This is a genomic window from Caballeronia sp. SL2Y3 (assembly GCF_022879575.1).
GTDB lineage: Bacteria > Pseudomonadota > Gammaproteobacteria > Burkholderiales > Burkholderiaceae > Caballeronia.
This window is the reverse complement of the sequence record NZ_CP084260.1, coordinates 1,175,786-1,193,859: the sequence shown is the minus strand read 5'-3', so window position 1 is coordinate 1,193,859 and position 18,074 is coordinate 1,175,786. Positions and strand designations below refer to the sequence as shown.

General features: G+C 64.3%; 18 protein-coding genes. All 18 read right to left on the bottom strand.

Annotated features, from left to right (window positions below; genetic code table 11):
* Window positions 1–21: 21 nt before the first annotated feature.
* The 18 genes from uraD to guaA all read right to left on the bottom strand — a co-directional run bounded on the left by uraD (window position 22) and on the right by guaA (window position 18,067).
* Window positions 22–543 (bottom strand): 2-oxo-4-hydroxy-4-carboxy-5-ureidoimidazoline decarboxylase, encoded by a 522-nt coding sequence (uraD, locus tag LDZ26_RS05605; protein WP_244848536.1) that lies wholly within the window; start codon window positions 541–543, stop codon window positions 22–24.
* Window positions 540–1,496, bottom strand: coding sequence for an allantoinase PuuE (gene puuE, locus LDZ26_RS05600; RefSeq protein ID WP_244848535.1), 957 nt, complete (start codon window positions 1,494–1,496; stop codon window positions 540–542). The genes uraD and puuE overlap by 4 nt, the downstream gene beginning before the upstream one ends.
* A gap of 134 nt (window positions 1,497–1,630) precedes the next feature.
* On the bottom strand, window positions 1,631–2,365 hold the full coding sequence (locus LDZ26_RS05595; RefSeq protein ID WP_244848534.1) for an aspartate/glutamate racemase family protein: 735 nt from the start codon (window positions 2,363–2,365) through the stop codon (window positions 1,631–1,633).
* 68 nt (window positions 2,366–2,433) lie between these two features.
* Entirely contained in the window at window positions 2,434–3,936 is a 1,503-nt protein-coding gene (locus LDZ26_RS05590) for an NCS1 family nucleobase:cation symporter-1 (RefSeq protein ID WP_244848533.1), read from the bottom strand.
* A gap of 329 nt (window positions 3,937–4,265) precedes the next feature.
* On the bottom strand, window positions 4,266–5,021 hold the full coding sequence (locus LDZ26_RS05585; RefSeq protein ID WP_244848532.1) for a GntR family transcriptional regulator: 756 nt from the start codon (window positions 5,019–5,021) through the stop codon (window positions 4,266–4,268).
* A 297-nt stretch (window positions 5,022–5,318) separates the two neighbouring features.
* On the bottom strand, window positions 5,319–6,242 hold the full coding sequence (gene ldcA, locus LDZ26_RS05580; protein ID WP_244848983.1) for a muramoyltetrapeptide carboxypeptidase: 924 nt from the start codon (window positions 6,240–6,242) through the stop codon (window positions 5,319–5,321).
* On the bottom strand, window positions 6,236–6,850 hold the full coding sequence (gene tadA / locus LDZ26_RS05575) for a tRNA adenosine(34) deaminase TadA (protein WP_244848531.1): 615 nt from the start codon (window positions 6,848–6,850) through the stop codon (window positions 6,236–6,238). Before tadA ends, ldcA begins: the two co-directional genes overlap by 7 nt.
* Complete coding sequence (locus tag LDZ26_RS05570) at window positions 6,847–7,245, bottom strand: DnaJ family domain-containing protein (RefSeq protein ID WP_244848530.1); 399 nt, start codon at window positions 7,243–7,245, stop codon at window positions 6,847–6,849. Before LDZ26_RS05570 ends, tadA begins: the two co-directional genes overlap by 4 nt.
* A 243-nt stretch (window positions 7,246–7,488) precedes the next feature.
* Entirely contained in the window at window positions 7,489–8,238 is a 750-nt protein-coding gene (locus tag LDZ26_RS05565) for an ABC transporter ATP-binding protein (protein WP_244848529.1), read from the bottom strand.
* Window positions 8,235–9,104 (bottom strand): ABC transporter ATP-binding protein, encoded by an 870-nt coding sequence (locus LDZ26_RS05560; protein ID WP_244848528.1) that lies wholly within the window; start codon window positions 9,102–9,104, stop codon window positions 8,235–8,237. The genes LDZ26_RS05565 and LDZ26_RS05560 overlap by 4 nt, the downstream gene beginning before the upstream one ends.
* Window position 9,105: 1 nt before the next feature.
* Complete coding sequence (gene nikC, locus LDZ26_RS05555; protein WP_244848527.1) at window positions 9,106–10,044, bottom strand: nickel transporter permease; 939 nt, start codon at window positions 10,042–10,044, stop codon at window positions 9,106–9,108.
* A gap of 19 nt (window positions 10,045–10,063) precedes the next feature.
* The gene (locus tag LDZ26_RS05550) at window positions 10,064–11,134 is read right to left on the bottom strand and encodes an ABC transporter permease (RefSeq protein ID WP_244848526.1); all 1,071 of its coding nucleotides are present in this window, start codon (window positions 11,132–11,134) and stop codon (window positions 10,064–10,066) included.
* A 4-nt stretch (window positions 11,135–11,138) separates the two neighbouring features.
* On the bottom strand, window positions 11,139–12,728 hold the full coding sequence (locus tag LDZ26_RS05545; RefSeq protein WP_244848525.1) for an ABC transporter substrate-binding protein: 1,590 nt from the start codon (window positions 12,726–12,728) through the stop codon (window positions 11,139–11,141).
* A gap of 15 nt (window positions 12,729–12,743) precedes the next feature.
* Complete coding sequence (ddpX, locus tag LDZ26_RS05540) at window positions 12,744–13,307, bottom strand: D-alanyl-D-alanine dipeptidase (protein ID WP_244848524.1); 564 nt, start codon at window positions 13,305–13,307, stop codon at window positions 12,744–12,746.
* 84 nt (window positions 13,308–13,391) lie between these two features.
* Entirely contained in the window at window positions 13,392–13,952 is a 561-nt protein-coding gene (gene thpR, locus LDZ26_RS05535; protein ID WP_244848523.1) for an RNA 2',3'-cyclic phosphodiesterase, read from the bottom strand.
* Between the two features lie 169 nt (window positions 13,953–14,121).
* Window positions 14,122–15,369 carry a type II toxin-antitoxin system HipA family toxin gene (locus LDZ26_RS05530; RefSeq protein ID WP_244848522.1) on the bottom strand — a complete coding sequence of 416 codons (1,248 nt, stop codon included), beginning with the start codon at window positions 15,367–15,369 and terminating at the stop codon, window positions 14,122–14,124.
* Entirely contained in the window at window positions 15,362–15,700 is a 339-nt protein-coding gene (locus tag LDZ26_RS05525) for a helix-turn-helix domain-containing protein (protein WP_244848521.1), read from the bottom strand. Before LDZ26_RS05525 ends, LDZ26_RS05530 begins: the two co-directional genes overlap by 8 nt.
* Before the next feature lie 783 nt (window positions 15,701–16,483).
* The gene (gene guaA, locus LDZ26_RS05520; RefSeq protein WP_244848520.1) at window positions 16,484–18,067 is read right to left on the bottom strand and encodes a glutamine-hydrolyzing GMP synthase; all 1,584 of its coding nucleotides are present in this window, start codon (window positions 18,065–18,067) and stop codon (window positions 16,484–16,486) included.
* Window positions 18,068–18,074 lie beyond the last annotated feature (7 nt).

The window sequence follows — 18,074 nt, the reverse complement described above, 5'->3', positions numbered from 1 at the left end:
TGTTGTCGTTGCTAGGAAGGATCAGGCGCGAATCAGGTCGTCGAGCCTGAAGCGCGCGATCCGGTAAATCTGGTCGAGACTCGTACGAAGTTCTTGGGCGCGGTCGTGATTCACGCGCGCCTCGAAGTTCGCGATGATGCCGTGACGGTCATACCCGCGCACCGCGAGAATGAACGGGAAGCCGAACTTCTCGCGATACGCCGTGTTCAGCGACTGGAGCTTGTCGAACTCTTCCTGCGTGCAGAGGTTGAGGCCTGCGCCGCTCTGCTCACGCGTCGATTCGGCCGTGAGTTCGCCGCGCACCGCTGCCTTGCCCGCGAGTTCCGGGTGCGCGTTGATGAGCGCGAGTTGCTTCTCTTCGCCCGCCGTTTCGACTGCTTGCGACATGGTCGCGTGCAATTCGTCGATGCTCGAAAACGGGCGCTTCTCAGCCGCAATCTCCGCGACCCACGGCGAATGCTCGAAGATGCCGGCGAGCACGGTCACGAACGCGTCGGCGGGCATGGTGTTGAGTTGGTCGAGTGTGGTTTGCATCGCCTTCATGCCGCCGTCCCGTTGTCTTCTTTCGTTTGATCGGAAGGGTGATGTTCGCGCCAGTGCCGCGCGATATCGACGCGCCGCGTCACCCACACGCGGTCGTGCTTTTCGATGTGATCGAGAAACTTCTGCAGCCCGCGAAAGCGCCCGGGACGACCGAGCAGCCGGCAGTGCATGCCGATGGACAGCATCTTCGGCGCTTCGTCGCCTTCTTCGTAGAGCACGTCGAAGGCATCGCGCAGGTACGTGAAGAAGTGGTCGCCCGTATTGAAGCCTTGCGGCGTGGCGAAACGCATGTCGTTGGTGTCGAGCGTGTACGGCACGATGAGTTGCGGCGTGCTCTTGCCGTTGCCGAGATCGACGTCCATCCAGAACGGCAGGTCGTCGCCGTAATAGTCCGAGTCGTACAGAAAGCCGCCGTATTCCGCCACCAGCCGATGCGTGTTCGGACTGTCGCGGCCCGTGTACCAGCCAAGCGGCCGCACGCCCGTCACGCGCTCGATGGCTTCCATGCCGAGGCGCATATGCTCCGCTTCGCGCTCCGGCGACATGTCCTGATAGTGAATCCAGCGATACCCGTGGCACGCGATCTCATGCCCCAGTTCCACGAACGCCCGCGACAGCTCGGGATGCCGCTCCATCGCCATGCCGACGCCGAACACGGTCAGCGGCAAGCCGCGCTTCTCGAATTCGCGCAAGATGCGCCAGACGCCTGCGCGCGAGCCGTATTCGTAGATGGACTCCATGCTCATGTGACGCGCCGGATACGACGCCGCGCCCACGATCTCCGACAAGAACTGCTCGGAGCCGGGATCGCCGTGCAGCACGCAGTTTTCGCCGCCTTCCTCGTAATTGAGCACGAATTGCACGGCGACGCGCGCACGCCCCGGCCAGTTCGCCTGCACGGGATGGCGGCCGTAGCCGATCAGGTCGCGTGGATAGTTCGGATCTAGAGACATGGCTGGGTCAGGAAACGGGGCGTTGGGAAGCGGAATGTCGACGATTCAGTGTAGCGAAAACGCCCGGACGCGCCCATACAGCGGCGCAGATATTGCGGGTCACGTCACCGGTATGTGTCGATCGTTCCGTGCGTTCAGCGCGGGCCGAAATCGGCGAGCACGCCGTCGTAGCGTTTCGCGAGCGGCCGCGCGAAGTCCCCGCGTTTAGCAGTATGCAGCCTGAGCGCGATGAGCGCCTCGGCCCATTTGACGGCCGCCGTTACGCCCTCCACGACCGGCGCGCCGATGGCGTCCTCCACTTCGCGGCAGAATTCCGCCATGCCCGCGCATCCGAGCACGATGGCGTCCGAGCCGTCTTCGTCGAGCGCGCGCCGGCATTCGTCGATGATCGTCTGCCGCGCCGCCGAGCCCGGCTCGTCGAGTTCGAGCACGGCGACGTCCGTCGCACGCACGTTCTTGCAGAAGCGCGTCATGCCGTAGCGCTCGGCGAGATGCCAGGCCATGCCGCACGTGCGCCGCAGCGTCGTCACGACCGAGAAGCCCGGCGCGATGACGCTCGCCGCGTGCATCGCCGCCTCCGCGATGCCGATCACCGGCCCGCGCGCCAGTTCGCGCGCCGCATACAGCGCCGGGTCGCCGAAACACGCGATCACGTAGCCGTCGAAGCCCTGCCGCTCGCCCGCCTCCACTTCGGCGAGCAGCCCGAGCGAGGCAATGGCTTCGTCGTAATAGCCTTCGATGGAAGGCGGACCCATCGTCGGGCTGACCGCGACGATTTCCGTGCCGGGCGCGGCGACCTCGCGCGCGCAGCGGGCCATCGAATCGGTCATGCGCTGCGTGGTGTTCGGATTGATCAGTTTGATGCGCATTGCTGTCTCCTGCTCATTGCGTCTTTCCGTCCGCCGCGACGTATCGCGGCGGCTCGGTTCCCTTCACTTCAAGCCACGTGCTTGCGATCCGCGAGCATCCAGTAGAACAACGCGCCGAGCCCCGCCCCGATGAACCACGAGAAGTTCGCGGCGCCTTCGAGCGAAGGCAGCATCACGCAGAGAATCGCGATGACTGCGGCTGGCAAGAGCGCCATGACCGCACGGCGATTGACGCCCTTCGTGTACCAGTACTTGCCGGTGTCGGACGTCGTGTAGAGGTCGTTCACCGCGAGCTTGCCGCGCTTCAGAAGATAGAAGTCGAGAATCAGCACGCCGTACAACGGTCCGATGAAGCTGCCGAGAATGTCCAGCGTGTAGTGGATCACGGCGGGATTGTTGAAGAGATTCCACGGCGTGATGAAGATCGACGCGGTCGCGGCCATCATCCCGCCCATGCGCCAGCTGATGAGACGCGGCGCGACGTTGGAGAAGTCGAACGCCGGCGACACGAAGTTCGCCACGATATTGATGCCGATGGTCGCGATGGTGAACGTCAGCGCGCCGAGAATGACGGCCGTCGGATGATCGATGCGGCCCACCGTTTCCACCGGATCGGTAATCAGTTGTCCGAACACCGGCAACGTGGCCGCCGTCGTGATGACCGTCACGAGCGAGAACGCGAGGAAGTTGACCGGCAGACCCCAGAAATTGCCGCGCTTCACGCTGCGAAAGCTCTTGCAGTAGCGCGAGAAGTCGCCGAAGTTCAGCATCGGCCCGGAGAAATAGGACACGACGAGCGAGATCGCGGTGATCATCACCGGCACGACTTCCATGCCGTGATACTTCACGCCGCCGAGATTCAGCCCGATGTTGTGGATGCCCGCGCGCCACACCATGTATCCGGCGAGCCCGAACATCACGACATAGACGGCAGGTCCGGCAAAGTCGATGAACTTCTTGATCATCTCCATGCCGCGCCAGAACACGACCGCCTGCAACACCCACAGCAGCATGAAGCCGGCCCAGCCGAGCGCCGACAGCCCGACGAAGCCATAGCGATGCACGTCCGCATAGGGCATCAGCGACGGCACGAACTTCAGCACGACGATCACGAGCGCGCTGGAGGCCAGATACGTCTGGATGCCGTACCACGCCACGGCGATCAGCCCGCGAATGACGGCGGGAATGTTCGCGCCGAGCACGCCGAACGTCGCGCGGCACGCGACCGGATACGGCACGCCCGCCACTTGACTCGGCTTTGCGATGAGATTGCACAGCAGATTCACGAACCCGATGCCGATGAGCAGCGACACGAGCACCTGCCAGCTCGTCAGCCCGAGCGCAAAGAGACTGCCCGCGAACACATAGCCGCCGACGCTATGCACGTCCGACATCCAGAACGCGAAGATGTTGTACGCGCCCCACGTCTGATTCCTGAGCGGCGCGAGATCTTCGTTGTACAGACGATCGCTGTAGCCGGCCGGCAAGCCGGTATCGTGCTCGGAAGATTCGTACGGGGTTTCATACGGCGGCAGTGCTGAACTGCCGGGCGTTGCACTGAACTGAGCCATGACCTCTCCTTGGATGGGCGGCTTGCGTCATGAAAAAGCGGCAATTGCTTGGGATCAAGCGTCGTCGGATACCTTCGCGAACGGGCTCGCCGCCACGCTCGCGCGGTACTCTTCGGATTTGCTCCATCGCCTGCGGCGTAGTGCCGAGAGCGAGCGGGCTTCGGCCCATCTCGCTCGCCGTCAGGCGTTTTTCATTGCACGCTCGTCGTTGAGCGTCTCGTTCAGTGCGGCGCATGCTGCGAACGGGGTCGCGCGCGCGTCTCGCCACGCGTCCGCTGCAATCGGCGCGGGCGCGGTCTCCAGTCATGTGTGTTCGTGCTGCGGCTTGGCTACGCGCCGAACGCCTTCTCGCGTTCGCCCGGCCTCGCGAATACTTCCTTCAGATCGACCGCGCCACGGGCGGGCCGCTCCAGCATCTTCAATTCGACATCGCGCAGATGTTGCGCCATCAGATCCGCGGCTTTCGCGGCGTCGCCGGCATCGAGCGCGGCGAGGATCGCTTCGTGATCTTCGAACGAGCACGAACTCTTGCCGAGCGATTCATACAGCGCCGAAATGAGCGTCGAGCGCGCGACGAGTCCGGACAGACAATCGCACAGCACGGCGTTGCCGGTGAGCGCGGCCAGTTCGGTGTGGAACTCGCCCGACAGCCGAATCCACGCGGAAAAGTCGCGGTCCTCAAACGCTCGCCTTTCGCGCCCGATGGTCGCGCCGATCGACTTCAGCCGCCGCGTGCCGTGCCCTTTGCAGATGCGCTCGACGACAGCCAGCTCGACGATGCGCCGCATCTCGAACACGTCGTGCACTTCCTGCAGCGACGGACTTGCCACGAACGCGCCGCGATTCGGTTCGAGATCGACGAGCCGCTCGCTTGCCAGCTGCGACAGCGCCTGGCGCACCGGGCCGCGTTTCACGTCGAACACTTCGCACAACTGCGCTTCGGTCAGCTTCGCGCCGGGAGCAAGCCGGTGTTCGAGGATCGCGGCGCGGATGTTCTCGGCGATCGACTCGGGGCTCGCTGCGGCGGCTCCGTTCAGAGAACCGGCGGAAGCGTTCGATGCAGCACTCGATTTACGGTCGGACATGATGTGCTCGCTTGCATGTTGATCATCTTAGAATCGACATAAAGATTGTCAACAATTCAAATTAAAAATCTTGGTGGTGAGCGGCGTCGCGGGAGGCGCTGCCTACCCGCAAGCCAATACCGGCAGGCATTTCGGGGGATTACACTACTTTTTGTCGGCATTGCCCGCCGTATTTTGTCGACAATTTCCAGTGCCTCGATGGTGCATCGCGATTCACGGTGATGCATACGAAAGACCGTTAGTTGCGCCGGAGGTCGAACAAAAAGGCACTCGCAACAAGTGCCCTAACCCGCAAACTCAAGCCAGATGCGGATAGTCCGAAAGCGCCAGCGTGAAACCCCGCTCCTTCGCGACAAGGTGTGCAGTCGCACCAAAAGGCAGCGTCAGCAGGTTATCGACGTGCCCGAACTGCAAGCCGGTGACGAACGGCACGCCGGTCGCCGCCCTCATCTGCTCGATCACCGTGTCGAGCGAGAAGCCGTTGTCGTAGTCGGACAGGCGCCCGCCCGAGAACTCGCCCATGACGACCGCCTGCTGCCGTCCGAGCACGCCCGCCTGATGCAGCTGGTAAATCATCCGCTCGATGCGAAACGGATGCTCGTTCACGTCTTCGATGAAGAGAATGCCGCCCTCGACAGGCGGCAAATACGGCGTGCCGACCAGCGCGGCCAGTATCGCGAGGTTGCCGCCCCAGAGCATGCCGGTCACATCCACTGACTGTCGCTGCGGCGTGTGGCTCGTCACTGTGAAGCTCGGCTGCGAGATCGCCTGCCAGAAGTGGTGCATGGTGAACGCGCTCAACTGCTCCGCGCCGAAGTTCCCGGCGAACATCGGGCCGCCGAAGCTCTTCACCGCCGAACGCGCGTACAACGCGCACTGAATCGCCGTGAAATCGCTATGGCCGACGAGCGCCACCGGTTCGTCGGCGAGCCGTCGCAGGCCGTCGTAGTCGAGGCCGTGCAGGATGCGCGATGCGCCATAGCCGCCCCGCACCGCCAGCACGATATCGGGCAGCCGCCGCGACGGATCGGCGAGACGGTTCAGATCGGCGGCGCGCTCGCTGTCCGTGCCGCCGAATCGTTGGAAGCGGCGGCGCGTCGCATCGAGATTTTCGAGCCGATGACCCTGCGCCCGCAAACGCCCGATGCCCCGCTCGACAGCCGCAGAATCGTGCGGATAGCCGGAAGGCGCGATGAGGTCGATGGTGCGTGATTTCACGATGTTGAATTCGTGTTGATGGAAAGATCGGTGTCGAGGCGCGCGGGCGATTGCGTTTGTCCTTGCTCTTGACGCGCGGCGCGCTCTTCCCGCGCGAGAAGCCGGCGCTCGGCGAAGAAGTTCTTGAGCGCGTGGCCGCATTCGTCGGCAAGCACGCCGCCCGTCACGGCCGTGTGATGATTCAGCCGTTCGTTCGCGAACATATCGACGACGCTGCCGCACGCGCCGGTCTTCGGGTCGGCTGCGCCGTACACGACCCGCGCGATGCGCGCGTGCATGATCGCGCCCGCGCACATCAGGCACGGCTCCAGCGTCACGTAAAGCTCGCAGCCCGGCAGCCGATAGTTCCGCAGCGCCTGCGCCGCAGCCCGCAGCGCGACCATTTCCGCGTGCGCGGACGGATCGTGCCCCCGAATCGGATGATTGAAACCCGTGGCGATGACTTCATCGCCCAGCACGACGACCGCGCCCACCGGCACTTCGCCCGCGCGGCGCGCTTCGTCGGCGGCGCGTTGCGCGAGCGCCATGAAGCGGCGATCGCGGTCGCTGGCGGGAGCGGTATCTTCTGATGTGTCGGGAGAAGCGCCGGGCGGCGGCTCGGGGAGCGTCAAGGCTGCTCCGGCTCCGTGTCGCCGCGCGCCGCGACGCGCTCGGAGAGCCGCTCCGCGATGCGCCGGCGATATTCGTGCGGCACGCAGCCGCCGCCGCGCAGCGATTCCAGCGCCATGTCGAGCGCGAGCATCTTCACCTGAATGCGGCAGCGGGCGGCAGGATCGGTCACTTTGTCGAGTTCGTCCTGCAGGCCACGCAGCGCGCGAAGCTGCTCGACGGCGGGCGGAACGAAACCCGCGTTCTTGAGAATACGGTTGGCGACGCGCACTTCCTCGGGAACGAGAAGATCGTCGTCCAACTTAAGCGGCGCGCCTGCGCCCGGCAAGTTGTTCAACTCGCCGCGAGACACGGCTTCGTTGATCCGCTGTTCTACCAGAGCATCTAGCAATTTCATCGGGGATTACGACCGGCTTTCGAATGACACCGAAGCGGTCTGTCACGATTTGCGGGGTTAGCGTGAAACCGGAGCCCGCCGGAACAACGCGCTCGCGCGTGGTTCGGCTCGCTTCGACAATTCATCTCGTATTCTATCAGCGGCGGCCCTGATTGCTTCGCGCCGCGCACGGCCGTTCGCGCGCGTGCGCCGTATAGAGAAGATATTCCGCGACATCGCTTGCCGCGCGGCAGGCGTCCGTGCTTACCAGCGCACGGGCTCGCGCGTGTAGCCTTGCGTCGCCAAGAGAAGCCGCCGCGTGTACTCGTGCTTCACGTCGTGCGCCCTCACCGCCTCCACTCCGAGTTGTTCGACGACTTCGCCGTTGCGCATGACAGCCACGCGCTGACACAGGAAGCCGACGACCGCGAGATTGTGGCTCACGAGGATCATCGTGAGCTTGCGCTCGCGATGCAGCCGTCGCAACAGGTTCAGAATTTCGGCCTGCACGGACACGTCGAGCGCGGACGTCGGCTCGTCGAGCAGAAGCACGCGCGGCTCGACGATCAGCGCACGAGCGATCGACACGCGTTGCCGCTGCCCGCCCGACAACTGATGCGGATAGCGAAAGCGGAACGCCGCGCCGAGCCCGACTTCGGCGAGCGCGTCCAGAATGCGGGTGTCCCGATTGCCGATGCCGTTGATCGCGAGCGGCTCGCGCAATGTGCGGTCGACGGTGAAGCGCGGATGCAGCGAGCCGTACGGGTCCTGAAACACCATCTGCACGTCGCGCTGCGGGCGATCCGCGACGCCCCGCCCTTCGATGCGCATCGCGCCGCCAGCGAGCGGCACCAGACCCGCGAGCGCGCGCAGCAGCGTCGACTTGCCGCTGCCCGATTCGCCGACGAGACCGAATACTTCGCCGTCCTCAACGCGCAACGACACGTCGCGCACCGCATCGACGTGGCCGGTTTTCGTCTTGAAGCGAATGTGCGCGTGGTCGATCTCGATCATCGCGCGGCTTCCTCGATGGTTTCTGCGAGCCACGACGGATCGCGGCGCAGCGTCGGCAGTTCGTCGGGCGGATGGGTCAACGGCGGGCTGGCCGCGAGCAGTCCGCGCGTGTACGGATGCCGCGCGTTGCCGAGTTCACGCGCCGCGCACGTCTCCACGACGCGCCCGCCGTACATCACCGCGACGCGATCGCAGAACGACATCACGAGCGGCAAGTCGTGGCTGATAAACACGAGCCCCGTGCGATGACGCTCGATCATTTCGTCAAGGACGGCGAGCACCTGCATCGACACGAGCATGTCGAGCGCGCTCGTCGGCTCGTCGGCAATCAGGAGGCGCGGACCGGCGCTCACCATCATCGCGATCATCACGCGCTGGCCCATGCCGCCGGACAGCTCGTGCGGATACGCGTCCGCCACGCGCTCCGGATCGCGGATATGCACGGCCGCGAGCGCATCCACGATGCGCGCACGCATCGCGCGCCGGCTCAAGCCGCCGTCCCGGCGCGCGATGGTCTCGCGCATCTGCTGGGCGACCGTCATCACCGGATTGAGCGAGTACTTCGGGTCTTGCAGGATCATGCTCATCTGCGTGCCGCAGAGGCGCCGGCGAGCGCTCGGCTTCATCGCGAGCAGGTCCTGGCCGTCGAAGCGCAAAGCCTTTGCGGACCATCGCGCTTCGGGCGGCAAGAGGCCGAGCAGCGCGCGGCCGGTCAGCGACTTTCCCGAGCCCGATTCCCCGACGATGCCGAGCCGCTCGCCGCGCCGCACCGTCAGCGAGACGCCGCGCACCGCGGGCATCGCGACGCCGTCGTGGCCGGCGAAGGCCACTTCGAGACCGTCGATTTCAGCGAGTGCATCTTCCATGTCAGCCTCCATGACGCGGATCGAAGACATCGCGCAGACCGTCGCCGAGCAGATTGAACGCGAGGCTCACCGCGAGAATCGCGAGGCCGGGAATGGTCGCGACCCACCAGGCGTCGAGCAGCACGTTGCGGCCGGACGCAACCATGTAGCCCCATTCCGGGCTCGGCGGCTGCGCGCCCAGCCCGAGAAAGCCGAGCCCCGCGACGGCGAGAATGATGCCGGCCATATCGAGCGTCGCGCGCACGATCACCGACGACGAGCACAGCGGCACGATATAGCGCAGCAGAATGCGCGTGTGCGATGCGCCCGCCAGCCGCGCCGCGTGGATGAAATCCGCCTGCGCGAGCCGCAGCGATTCGGCTCGCGCGAGCCGCGCATAAGGCGGCCACGCGGTGATGGAAATGGCGATGACCGCGTTCAGCACGCCCGGCCCCAGCGCCGCCGCGAACGCAAGCGCGAGCACGATCTTCGGGAACGCGAGCGCGACATCCGTCACGCGCATGAGCGCCGTGTCGACGAAGCCGCCGCAATAGCCGGCCACCGTACCGATCAGGAGTCCGACCGGCACGACGAGCACGACGACGAGCATCGCAATGGATAGCGTGAGACGCGAGCCGTGCACCAGTCTCGACAGAATGTCGCGGCCGAGCTGATCCGTGCCGAACCAGTGCGCGGCGCCCGGCGGCATCAGACGGTCGGCGAGCACTTGCCGCAGCGGGTCCTGCGTCACCAAGAGCGGCCCGACGACTGCCGCCACGACGAGCACGATCAGAATGACGAAGCCCAGCATGCTGAGCGGATTGCCCGAAAACCGCCGCCAGCGCCGGTACGCGCGCCCGAGCGCGGCCTGTCGCGGCGACGCGGGCGTGTCGGTCAGGAGCCACGCGCGCCATGTGGTCGGGGCGGGTTCCATCGGCGTGCGCTTGGCGGGCGAATGCATGCGGCGAGGGTCTCCGTTGTCAGCGAGCGCGCGGATCGAATACGCGGTACAGCGCATCCGTCAGCAGATTGAGCGCGATGAACGTCGCGCCGATCACGAGCGTGCTGCCCAGCACCGCGTTCATGTCGGCGTTCAGGAGCGCGCCCGTCAGATACGAGCCGATGCCCGGCCACGCGAACACGATCTCGGTCAGCACCGAGCCTTCCAGCAAATAACTGTATGCGAGCGCGATCACCGTCAGCAACGGCACCGCGATATTGCCGAACGCATGACGCCAGATCACGCGGCGCTCGGGCAGGCCCTTCGCGCGCGCCGTGGTCACGTATTCCTGGCTCAGTTGTTCGAGCATGAACGATCGCGTCATGCGCGACAGATACGCGATCGAATAGAACGCCAGCACGCCCGCCGGCAGCGCGATATGCGAAAACGCGTTGGCGAACACGTCCCACTCGCGGGCGATGAGCGCGTCGATGAGGAGACTGCCGGTGCGCGTATCGACCATGCCGTCGTACAGCGGATCGATGCGGCCCGGTCCCGACACCCAATGCAGCCGCGCGTAGAACAGCAGCAGCCCCATCAGCGCGAGCCAGAACACCGGCACCGAACTGCCCGCGAGGCCGATCACGCGCGCGACATGATCGACGATGCGATTGTGGCGCACCGCCGCGATCACGCCGAGCGGCACGCCGATCATCACGCCGATGAACGTCGAGAGCGTCGCCAGTTCGAGCGTCGCGGGAAAGACGCGCCGGATATCGTCGATGACCGGATTCGCCGTCAGCAGCGACACGCCGAGATTGCCGTGCAGTACGTCGCGGGCGTAGATCAGGAATTGATCGACGAGCGGCTTGTCGAGCCCGAGCTGCACGCGCGCCGCGGCATACGCGCTCGCCGATGCGCGGTCGCCGAGAATCGCGAGCACGGGGTCGATCGGGATCTTGCGCCCGATGAAGAACGTGATCGCGAGCAGGCCGGTGAACGTGACGGCGAGCATCGCAATCCAGCGCAGCAGCGCCAGCGCGATCCGCGCGCCGCCGCGATTCGCGTTCGCGGCGCGCAGGCGGTCGAGCACGGTCGGATGCGGCGTCATCGCGTCACTGCTTCTTTAGATTGCGATAGGAAACGAGATCGTTGATCGGCCCGACTTCGAGACCGGTGACGCCCGGACGCGCCGCCACTTGCGACACCTTCTGGAACATGATGACGAACGGCGACTTCGCGAGCATCTCGCGCTGCATCTTCTCGTACATCTGCGCGCGCTTCGTGGTCGAGCTTTCCGCGAGCGCCGCGTTGGTTTCCTTCGTCAGATCGGGGATATTCCACGCGTTGCGCCACGCGAGCATCTTAAAGCTGGACGCATCCGAGTTGTCCGGATTCCACGCGAAGCCCTGCGCGTTGCTGTGCGGATCGATATAGTCCGCCGACCATTCGCCGATATAGATGTCGTGCGCGCGCGCCCGGTAGCGGCCGAGCGTCTGCTTGTTGTCGCTCGGAATGAGCTGCACCTTGATGTTCGCGAGCGCGAGATTCGCCTGCACGGCCTGCGCGATCTCGCTATACGGATAGTCGTTGCGCACGTCCATCTTCACGGTGAAGCCGTCCGCGAGTCCCGCTTTGGCCAGCAGCGCCTTCGCCTTCGCGACATCCTGGTGATACGGATTCTCGTTGAGCGCGCCGAGAAAGCCTTCGGGCAGGAACGTCTCGTGAACCTTGTACGTCGTGCGGATCACGTTCTTCTGGATGCCCTGATAGTCGATCAGCCACTTCATCGCTTCCCAGACTTCCGGCTTCGCCAGGTACTGATTCTTGTTGTTCAGCCCGAGGTACATGAGCGTCGCTTGCGGCACGGCCGTCGCCTTGATGACGCCGTTCTTCGAGAGCGTGTCGAGGTCGTCGGGGCTCAGATCGCGCGCCACGTCGATATCGCCGTTCTGGATCATCAGACGCTGGCTCGCCGCTTCAGTCACATGGCGCAGCACGATGCGCTTCATCGCGAGCGGCAGGCGATACCCGTCGAAACGTTGCAGCACGATGCTGTCGTTCGCCGTCCACTTCACGAGCTTGTACGCGCCCGAGCCGGCCTCGTTGGTCTTGAGCCAGTCGTTGCCGTAGTCGTTACCCTTCGCGTGCGATTCGAGCAGCTTGCGATCCACCACCGACGCCGGCCACGCGCCCAGCACGTTGAGCACGAAAGTCGGCGCATAGCGTTGATCGGTCGTGACGGCAACCGTGCTGTCGTCGATCTTCTTTACGTTCGCGAGCGCGTTGGCCTTGGTGATGCCGATGCCCGCGAGCACCGCCGCCGCGCCTTTGTCGAGCAACGCGGTGCGCTGGATGGACCAGGCGACGTCATCGGCCGTGAGCGGATTGCCGGAATGGAACTTGAGGCCCGGGCGGATCTTGAACGTGAACGTGAGCCCGTCCGGGCTGACAGTCCACGACTGCGCGACGTCGCCGTCGAACTTCGACGGGTCTTTCAAATCGACGCGCACCAGCCGGTCATACGTGTTCGCGACGTATTCCTCCGGCACGAGTTCGTAGACTTCGCCCGGATCGAGCGTCGTGAATTCGTCGAGCAGCGTCGCCATGACGAACATGTCTTTCGGCGTCGCCGCGTGCGCTGCGGACGCAAAGCTCAACGCCAGCGTCATCGCGACAAGGGCCTTTCGTGCGCTCAGTCTCATGGTCGTTTATCCCGTTCACATCAGCCGCAAGGGGCCGCTTTCTTCGTTGTCGATGAGCGCGAGTTCGCGCGATCCGGGTAATTCGTAATGCCACCATTCGCTCGGAATATGCGCGAAGCCCGCGCCGTGCATCACGCCGAGCAACAGCGTGCGATTGCGCTGCACGTGAGCCGGCAGACCCGCGTGAAAGTGGCCGGACTCCGGCACCATCGCGTCGAAGCCGGTGCCCATGTCGAACTCGATGCCGTCGCTATCGACGAGCGTCAGGTCCACCGCCGTCCCGCGGCTGTGATTCGAGCCGCGGCCGAGATCGGCGATGAAGGTGGGATCGGGCAGGAAGTTCCACAGCACTTCCTGCGCTTGCGGCGGGCGGTAGGCGTCGAAGATTTTCAGCGTCGCGCCGAAGCTCTGCGCGATGCTCACGGCTTGGCGCAATGCCGCTTCGGCGGGTTCGAGCAGCAGACAGTGCTGCGTCTTGTAGATGGGCTTGCCGGTGAGATTGCGATCGGTCGCGTAGACGAGGTCGATCTGGACGTGATGCGTTTCGGGCGTGACGGGCAGCAGACGGGATCGAGTCATGTAAGCGGAATCCTTGGGTCGAACCCGTCAACCATAACCCGGACGAAAAATCCGCGAAACAGTTTATTCCGAATGTGCGGGTTCTTACACGTCGAGCGGCCAGCGTTCGATGACCTGATGCTCCGAGCGTCCGAGCAGACTGCGCACGAGCGCGAACTCGCGCACGGTCCATGTGATCGGCTCGACGGCTTGCCGCGCGACGCGGTGCTCGTCGTAAAGCAACGTCACATGCGGGATGAAGCGCGGATGCGATTTGACGAAGATGCCGACCAATTGCAGCGACTTGTCGAGCGTATCGACGAAAGCGGAGAACGCGTCGCCCGGCTCGCCGGCTATCACGAGCGGCCGCTTCGGACGGCGCGTGGCGAAGGTTTCGACGCGGTCGAGCGTTACGTCGAACGACGGCATGTGCACCGATGACGCCGCCGCGCGGGCTGCGGCCAGCGTGTCGGACGGCACGCCCGCGAAGGCGCCGAGGTAATGCAGCGTGATGTGCAGGCGGTCGGTTGGGATCGGCCGGGCTTTCATCGCGTGCTCGGCGCGAAGGCGGGCCGCATGGTCCCCGATGCGCGCGGCAGCGGCGGCATCGGGGTAGACGGCGAAGAAAAGGGAGTCGGTGGGGTGGTTGGGGCGAGGGGTGTTCATGCGTCTTCGCACGTTCGACTCGCGTGCCGATCGGGACGGCTGAGGTCGGCACACCGAATCAGCGCGCGTCTTATTTGGGTAATCACGAACATTGGCTGTCCCAGGCGACTTGTGAGCGCCTTCCCGTTGTTGATACTGTCAGACGCATTGAAGGATGCCCCAAATACCGTCACAACCGCAACGCCGCATCAAGATCATCATGTTCGAAGGCGCTTGCCATGCGAGCAACCTCTGCGCGCCGGCAACCGACTTCCTGAGCAACCGCTTGCCATGTACGGGTCACGTCTGCGACCTCGCGGATCGCGGCCCGAGCCTGCTTCACCGACAAACCGAAGAACTCCGCCGCGCTCTCTAGCAGGTCGAGCGAACACGTCCCCTCGTCGAGATCGATGTTGGTCGTCAGAATGCGCGCCTTGAGGTCGGTTGGCGTGGGGTTGAGGTCATAGGCCGGCGACAACACCCAGCCGTCGCGGCCGGCCCAGAGGAAACCATGGTTACGCAGATGGTCATCGACATTGGAAACCAGTACGTTGAAGGCCACGCGACGATACAACTGGGCAGCGTCGGCTCTCGCCCTGGCACCATGTTGTGTCAGTGCATCGACCAGTTCGGGATAGCTGCCGCGTTGGCCGTCCCGAGATCCTGTCATCGACATTGCCGAGAGAAAGGGAATGCGAACACCGCCAGCGCGATCGAAGCGCCGCGACAACAGCACAGGCTTGCCCGCTACCTGAAGCAGTTGATGATGCGGGGTCAAGATGCCGGCGCGTTCAGCCAATCGGAGGGCGACCTCCTCCCAGGCCTCGATGCTGTATTCGTCGAGCTCCTTCGGAAATTTGGCAATCGACAAATGGCCATACTCGTCGATGACCGACGCCTTGGGACGCGCGCCACCGAGCGATGATCCAGGCGCGAAGATCAGTTGCAAATCTTCATCGGTTTCCTCGTCTCGCAGGATACGCTCGGTGATTTCAAGCAGCCGGCCCAATTCGATCAGCGCGGGGACACCCGCGGGCACGGGCGCCTGGAATTCACTATCTCCGCCCCACCGGAATCGCAGCGCGCCGAGACGCGTTTCGTCCGCCACGCCCAACAAATAGTCAAGTTCACCAAGCGTCCGGACGCGCCGCCCCTCCCGTTCGGCCTGTCGACGCTCCGCGCGTTGCATGAGTCGCCGTCCCCAGGTGTCGGGCGCTGAATCGCCGATCGAACCGAAAATGGACTGATCTGGCGGCGGTGGAAAAACGCCGCGCGTCAACGCCAGCGCCGGCTCAATTGAGAACCGCCCGTCGTCGGCCAGCCATGTCTCGTCGTATTCGAACGTGACCGTTTCTTCTCGACGCGACGCATGACGTCTGAGAAGGCCTACCGGACGCGGTGAGCCATCTAGATCGATGTGCACCTCGACATCAGTCATGATCGCCCTTTCCTCTGCCGCTGCGAGGCGACCTGACGCGCTGAGGCAACGCGGCGGTTGCCAGCGACTGCCCCACGGTGTCCCGCGTGGCGTCGGCGACCTGAGTCAGTCCGTCCAGCAGCCCAAGCGCCTGTAACACGGCCGCGTAGATGCCGATGCTCACCCCCGCATCGCCCGCCTCGACCCGCTGCAAAGTCGCTCTCGACGTGAACGCACGGTCGGCGACCACCGCCATGGTCAGTCGGCGACGGCGGCGCGCATCGTGAATATCGTCGCCCAGTTTGCGCAGCGCACGCCGGACGCCGGCCGAAGGCGCGTGAGGGGTCGGCATATTGCTGTCTTCGTAAGCCTTTAGAGGCTTTAATGTATCACGATGTTAGCATTTCGCGAACCGTTGAGATCGAGAGGCTGTCTTGACGTCGTGCGGTACTTCGGTCGCGTCGCCCCGAGCGACGTATTTTGACCATGACCAGCGTTCAACGCGCCGCCCACGCCGTAGTTGCCTGCAGGGTCACGAAACCCGCAGCCATGTTCGCGGATATTTCCATCAGCCGCCTTTGCGCCGCAACCAGCCATCGAAGCCACGGTGATAAGAATGGTTGTTGCCACGCGCCGCATTTTTTCGACTCTCCCAGCAACGACGCATCGGTCGTGTTTCGTTCAGGCGAAGCATGACTTCGCCAACTTCGACCGTCTAGACGGAAGAGTGCAAGGGAAGGTCAATGAGATCGCTCCCCAAGCAATTCAACGCTCGATTAGCTTGGTTGTCCTAACACTTTACACCCACAGCAGCCACGACTCGAAGTCGGAAGGTAGTTCGATCAGTCGAGCGACTGACACGTCGACGCCGCGCGGATCAAGCCCCTGTCGCAGCGTATCCAGCTGCCGCCTCGGATACCGCCCACGCCGCGGACGGTATGCGGCAGGTGTCTTGCAAACAGCCCCCGCATACCGTCACAACTACCGCAGACTCCGGCCCTCTACGAGCCGGCACGAATAGGTTGAGAGATCCTCGTAGCTTCTAATTGGTTGGTAAACGACCCCGGCAAGCGATAAACAAGCACTGACTAGCTACCGGTCGCAGCAACCAACTACTCCGACCATTTACTCCCCCTCACTCCCACTCGATCGTCGCAGGCGGCTTGCCCGAGATGTCATACACCACCCGATTGATCCCGCGCACTTCGTTGATGATGCGGTTGCTCACATGCCCGAGCAGTTCATGCGGCAGATGCGCCCAGTGCGCCGTCATGAAGTCCATCGTCTGCACGGCACGCAGCGCGACGACGTAATCGTAGGTCCGGCCATCGCCCATCACGCCGACGCTCTTCACCGGCAGAAACACCGCGAAGGCCTGGCTCGTCAGTTCGTACCACGACTTGCCCGTTTCCTTGTCGATGGTATTGCGCAGCGTCTCGATGAAGATGGCGTCCGCACGGCGCAGCAGATCGGCGAACTCGCGCTTCACCTCGCCGAGAATCCGCACGCCGAGGCCGGGACCGGGGAACGGATGGCGATACACCATCGCGGGCGGCAAGCCCAGCTTCACGCCGAGTTCGCGCACTTCGTCCTTGAAGAGTTCGCGCAGCGGTTCGAGCAGCTTCAGCTTCAGCGTCTCGGGCAGGCCGCCCACGTTGTGGTGACTCTTGATCGTATGCGCGCCCTTCTTGCCCTTGCCCGCCGATTCGATCACGTCCGGATAAATGGTGCCCTGCGCGAGCCATTTCGCGTCGGTGAGCTTGTGCGATTCGGCGTCGAACACTTCGATGAACTCCGCGCCGATGATCTTGCGCTTCGCCTCCGGATCGGTCACGCCCGCGAGCTTCTCGAGGAACGCTTCGCTCGCATCGACATGGATGACCTTCACGCCCAGATGATCCGCGAACGTCGACATGACCTGCTCGGCTTCGTTCTCGCGCAAGAGGCCGTGATCGACGAACACGCACGTCAGCTGATTGCCGATCGCGCGATGCAGGAGCGCCGCCGCCACCGACGAATCCACGCCGCCAGACAAGCCCAGAATGACGTGCTCGTCGCCGACCTGGGCGCGAATCTTTACGACGGCTTCGTCGATGTAGTGGCCCATCTCCCAGTCCGCCTTCGCGCCGCACAGTTCGAGCACGAAGCGGTCGAGCATCGCGCGGCCCTGCACCGTGTGCGTGACCTCCGGGTGCCACTGCACGCCGTAGAAGCGGCGGTCGTCGTCGGCCATCGCGGCGATCGGGCACGCGGGCGTCGAGGCCATCAGCTTGAAGCCGGCCGGCATGTCGGCCACCTTGTCGCCGTGGCTCATCCAGACCTTGAGCATCGACTCGCCTTCGGCGGTCTTGAAGTCTTCGATGCCTTCCAGAAAGCCCGTATGGTTCAGCGCCTGCACTTCCGCGTAGCCGAACTCGCGCACCTTGCCCAGCTCGACCTTGCCGCCGAGCTGGTCGGCCATCGTCTGCATGCCATAGCAGATGCCGAGTACCGGCACGCCGAGATCGAACACGATCTGCGGGGCGCGCGGCGACTTCGCCTCGGTGACCGAGTTCGGCCCGCCCGACAGGATGATGCCCTTCGGCGCGAACTCGCGGATGAACGTCTCGTCGACGTCGTACGGATGGATTTCCGAATAGACGTGCGACTCGCGGATGCGCCGGGCGATCAGCTGGGTGACTTGGGAGCCGAAATCGAGAATCAGGATTTTGTCGTGCATGGCTGCG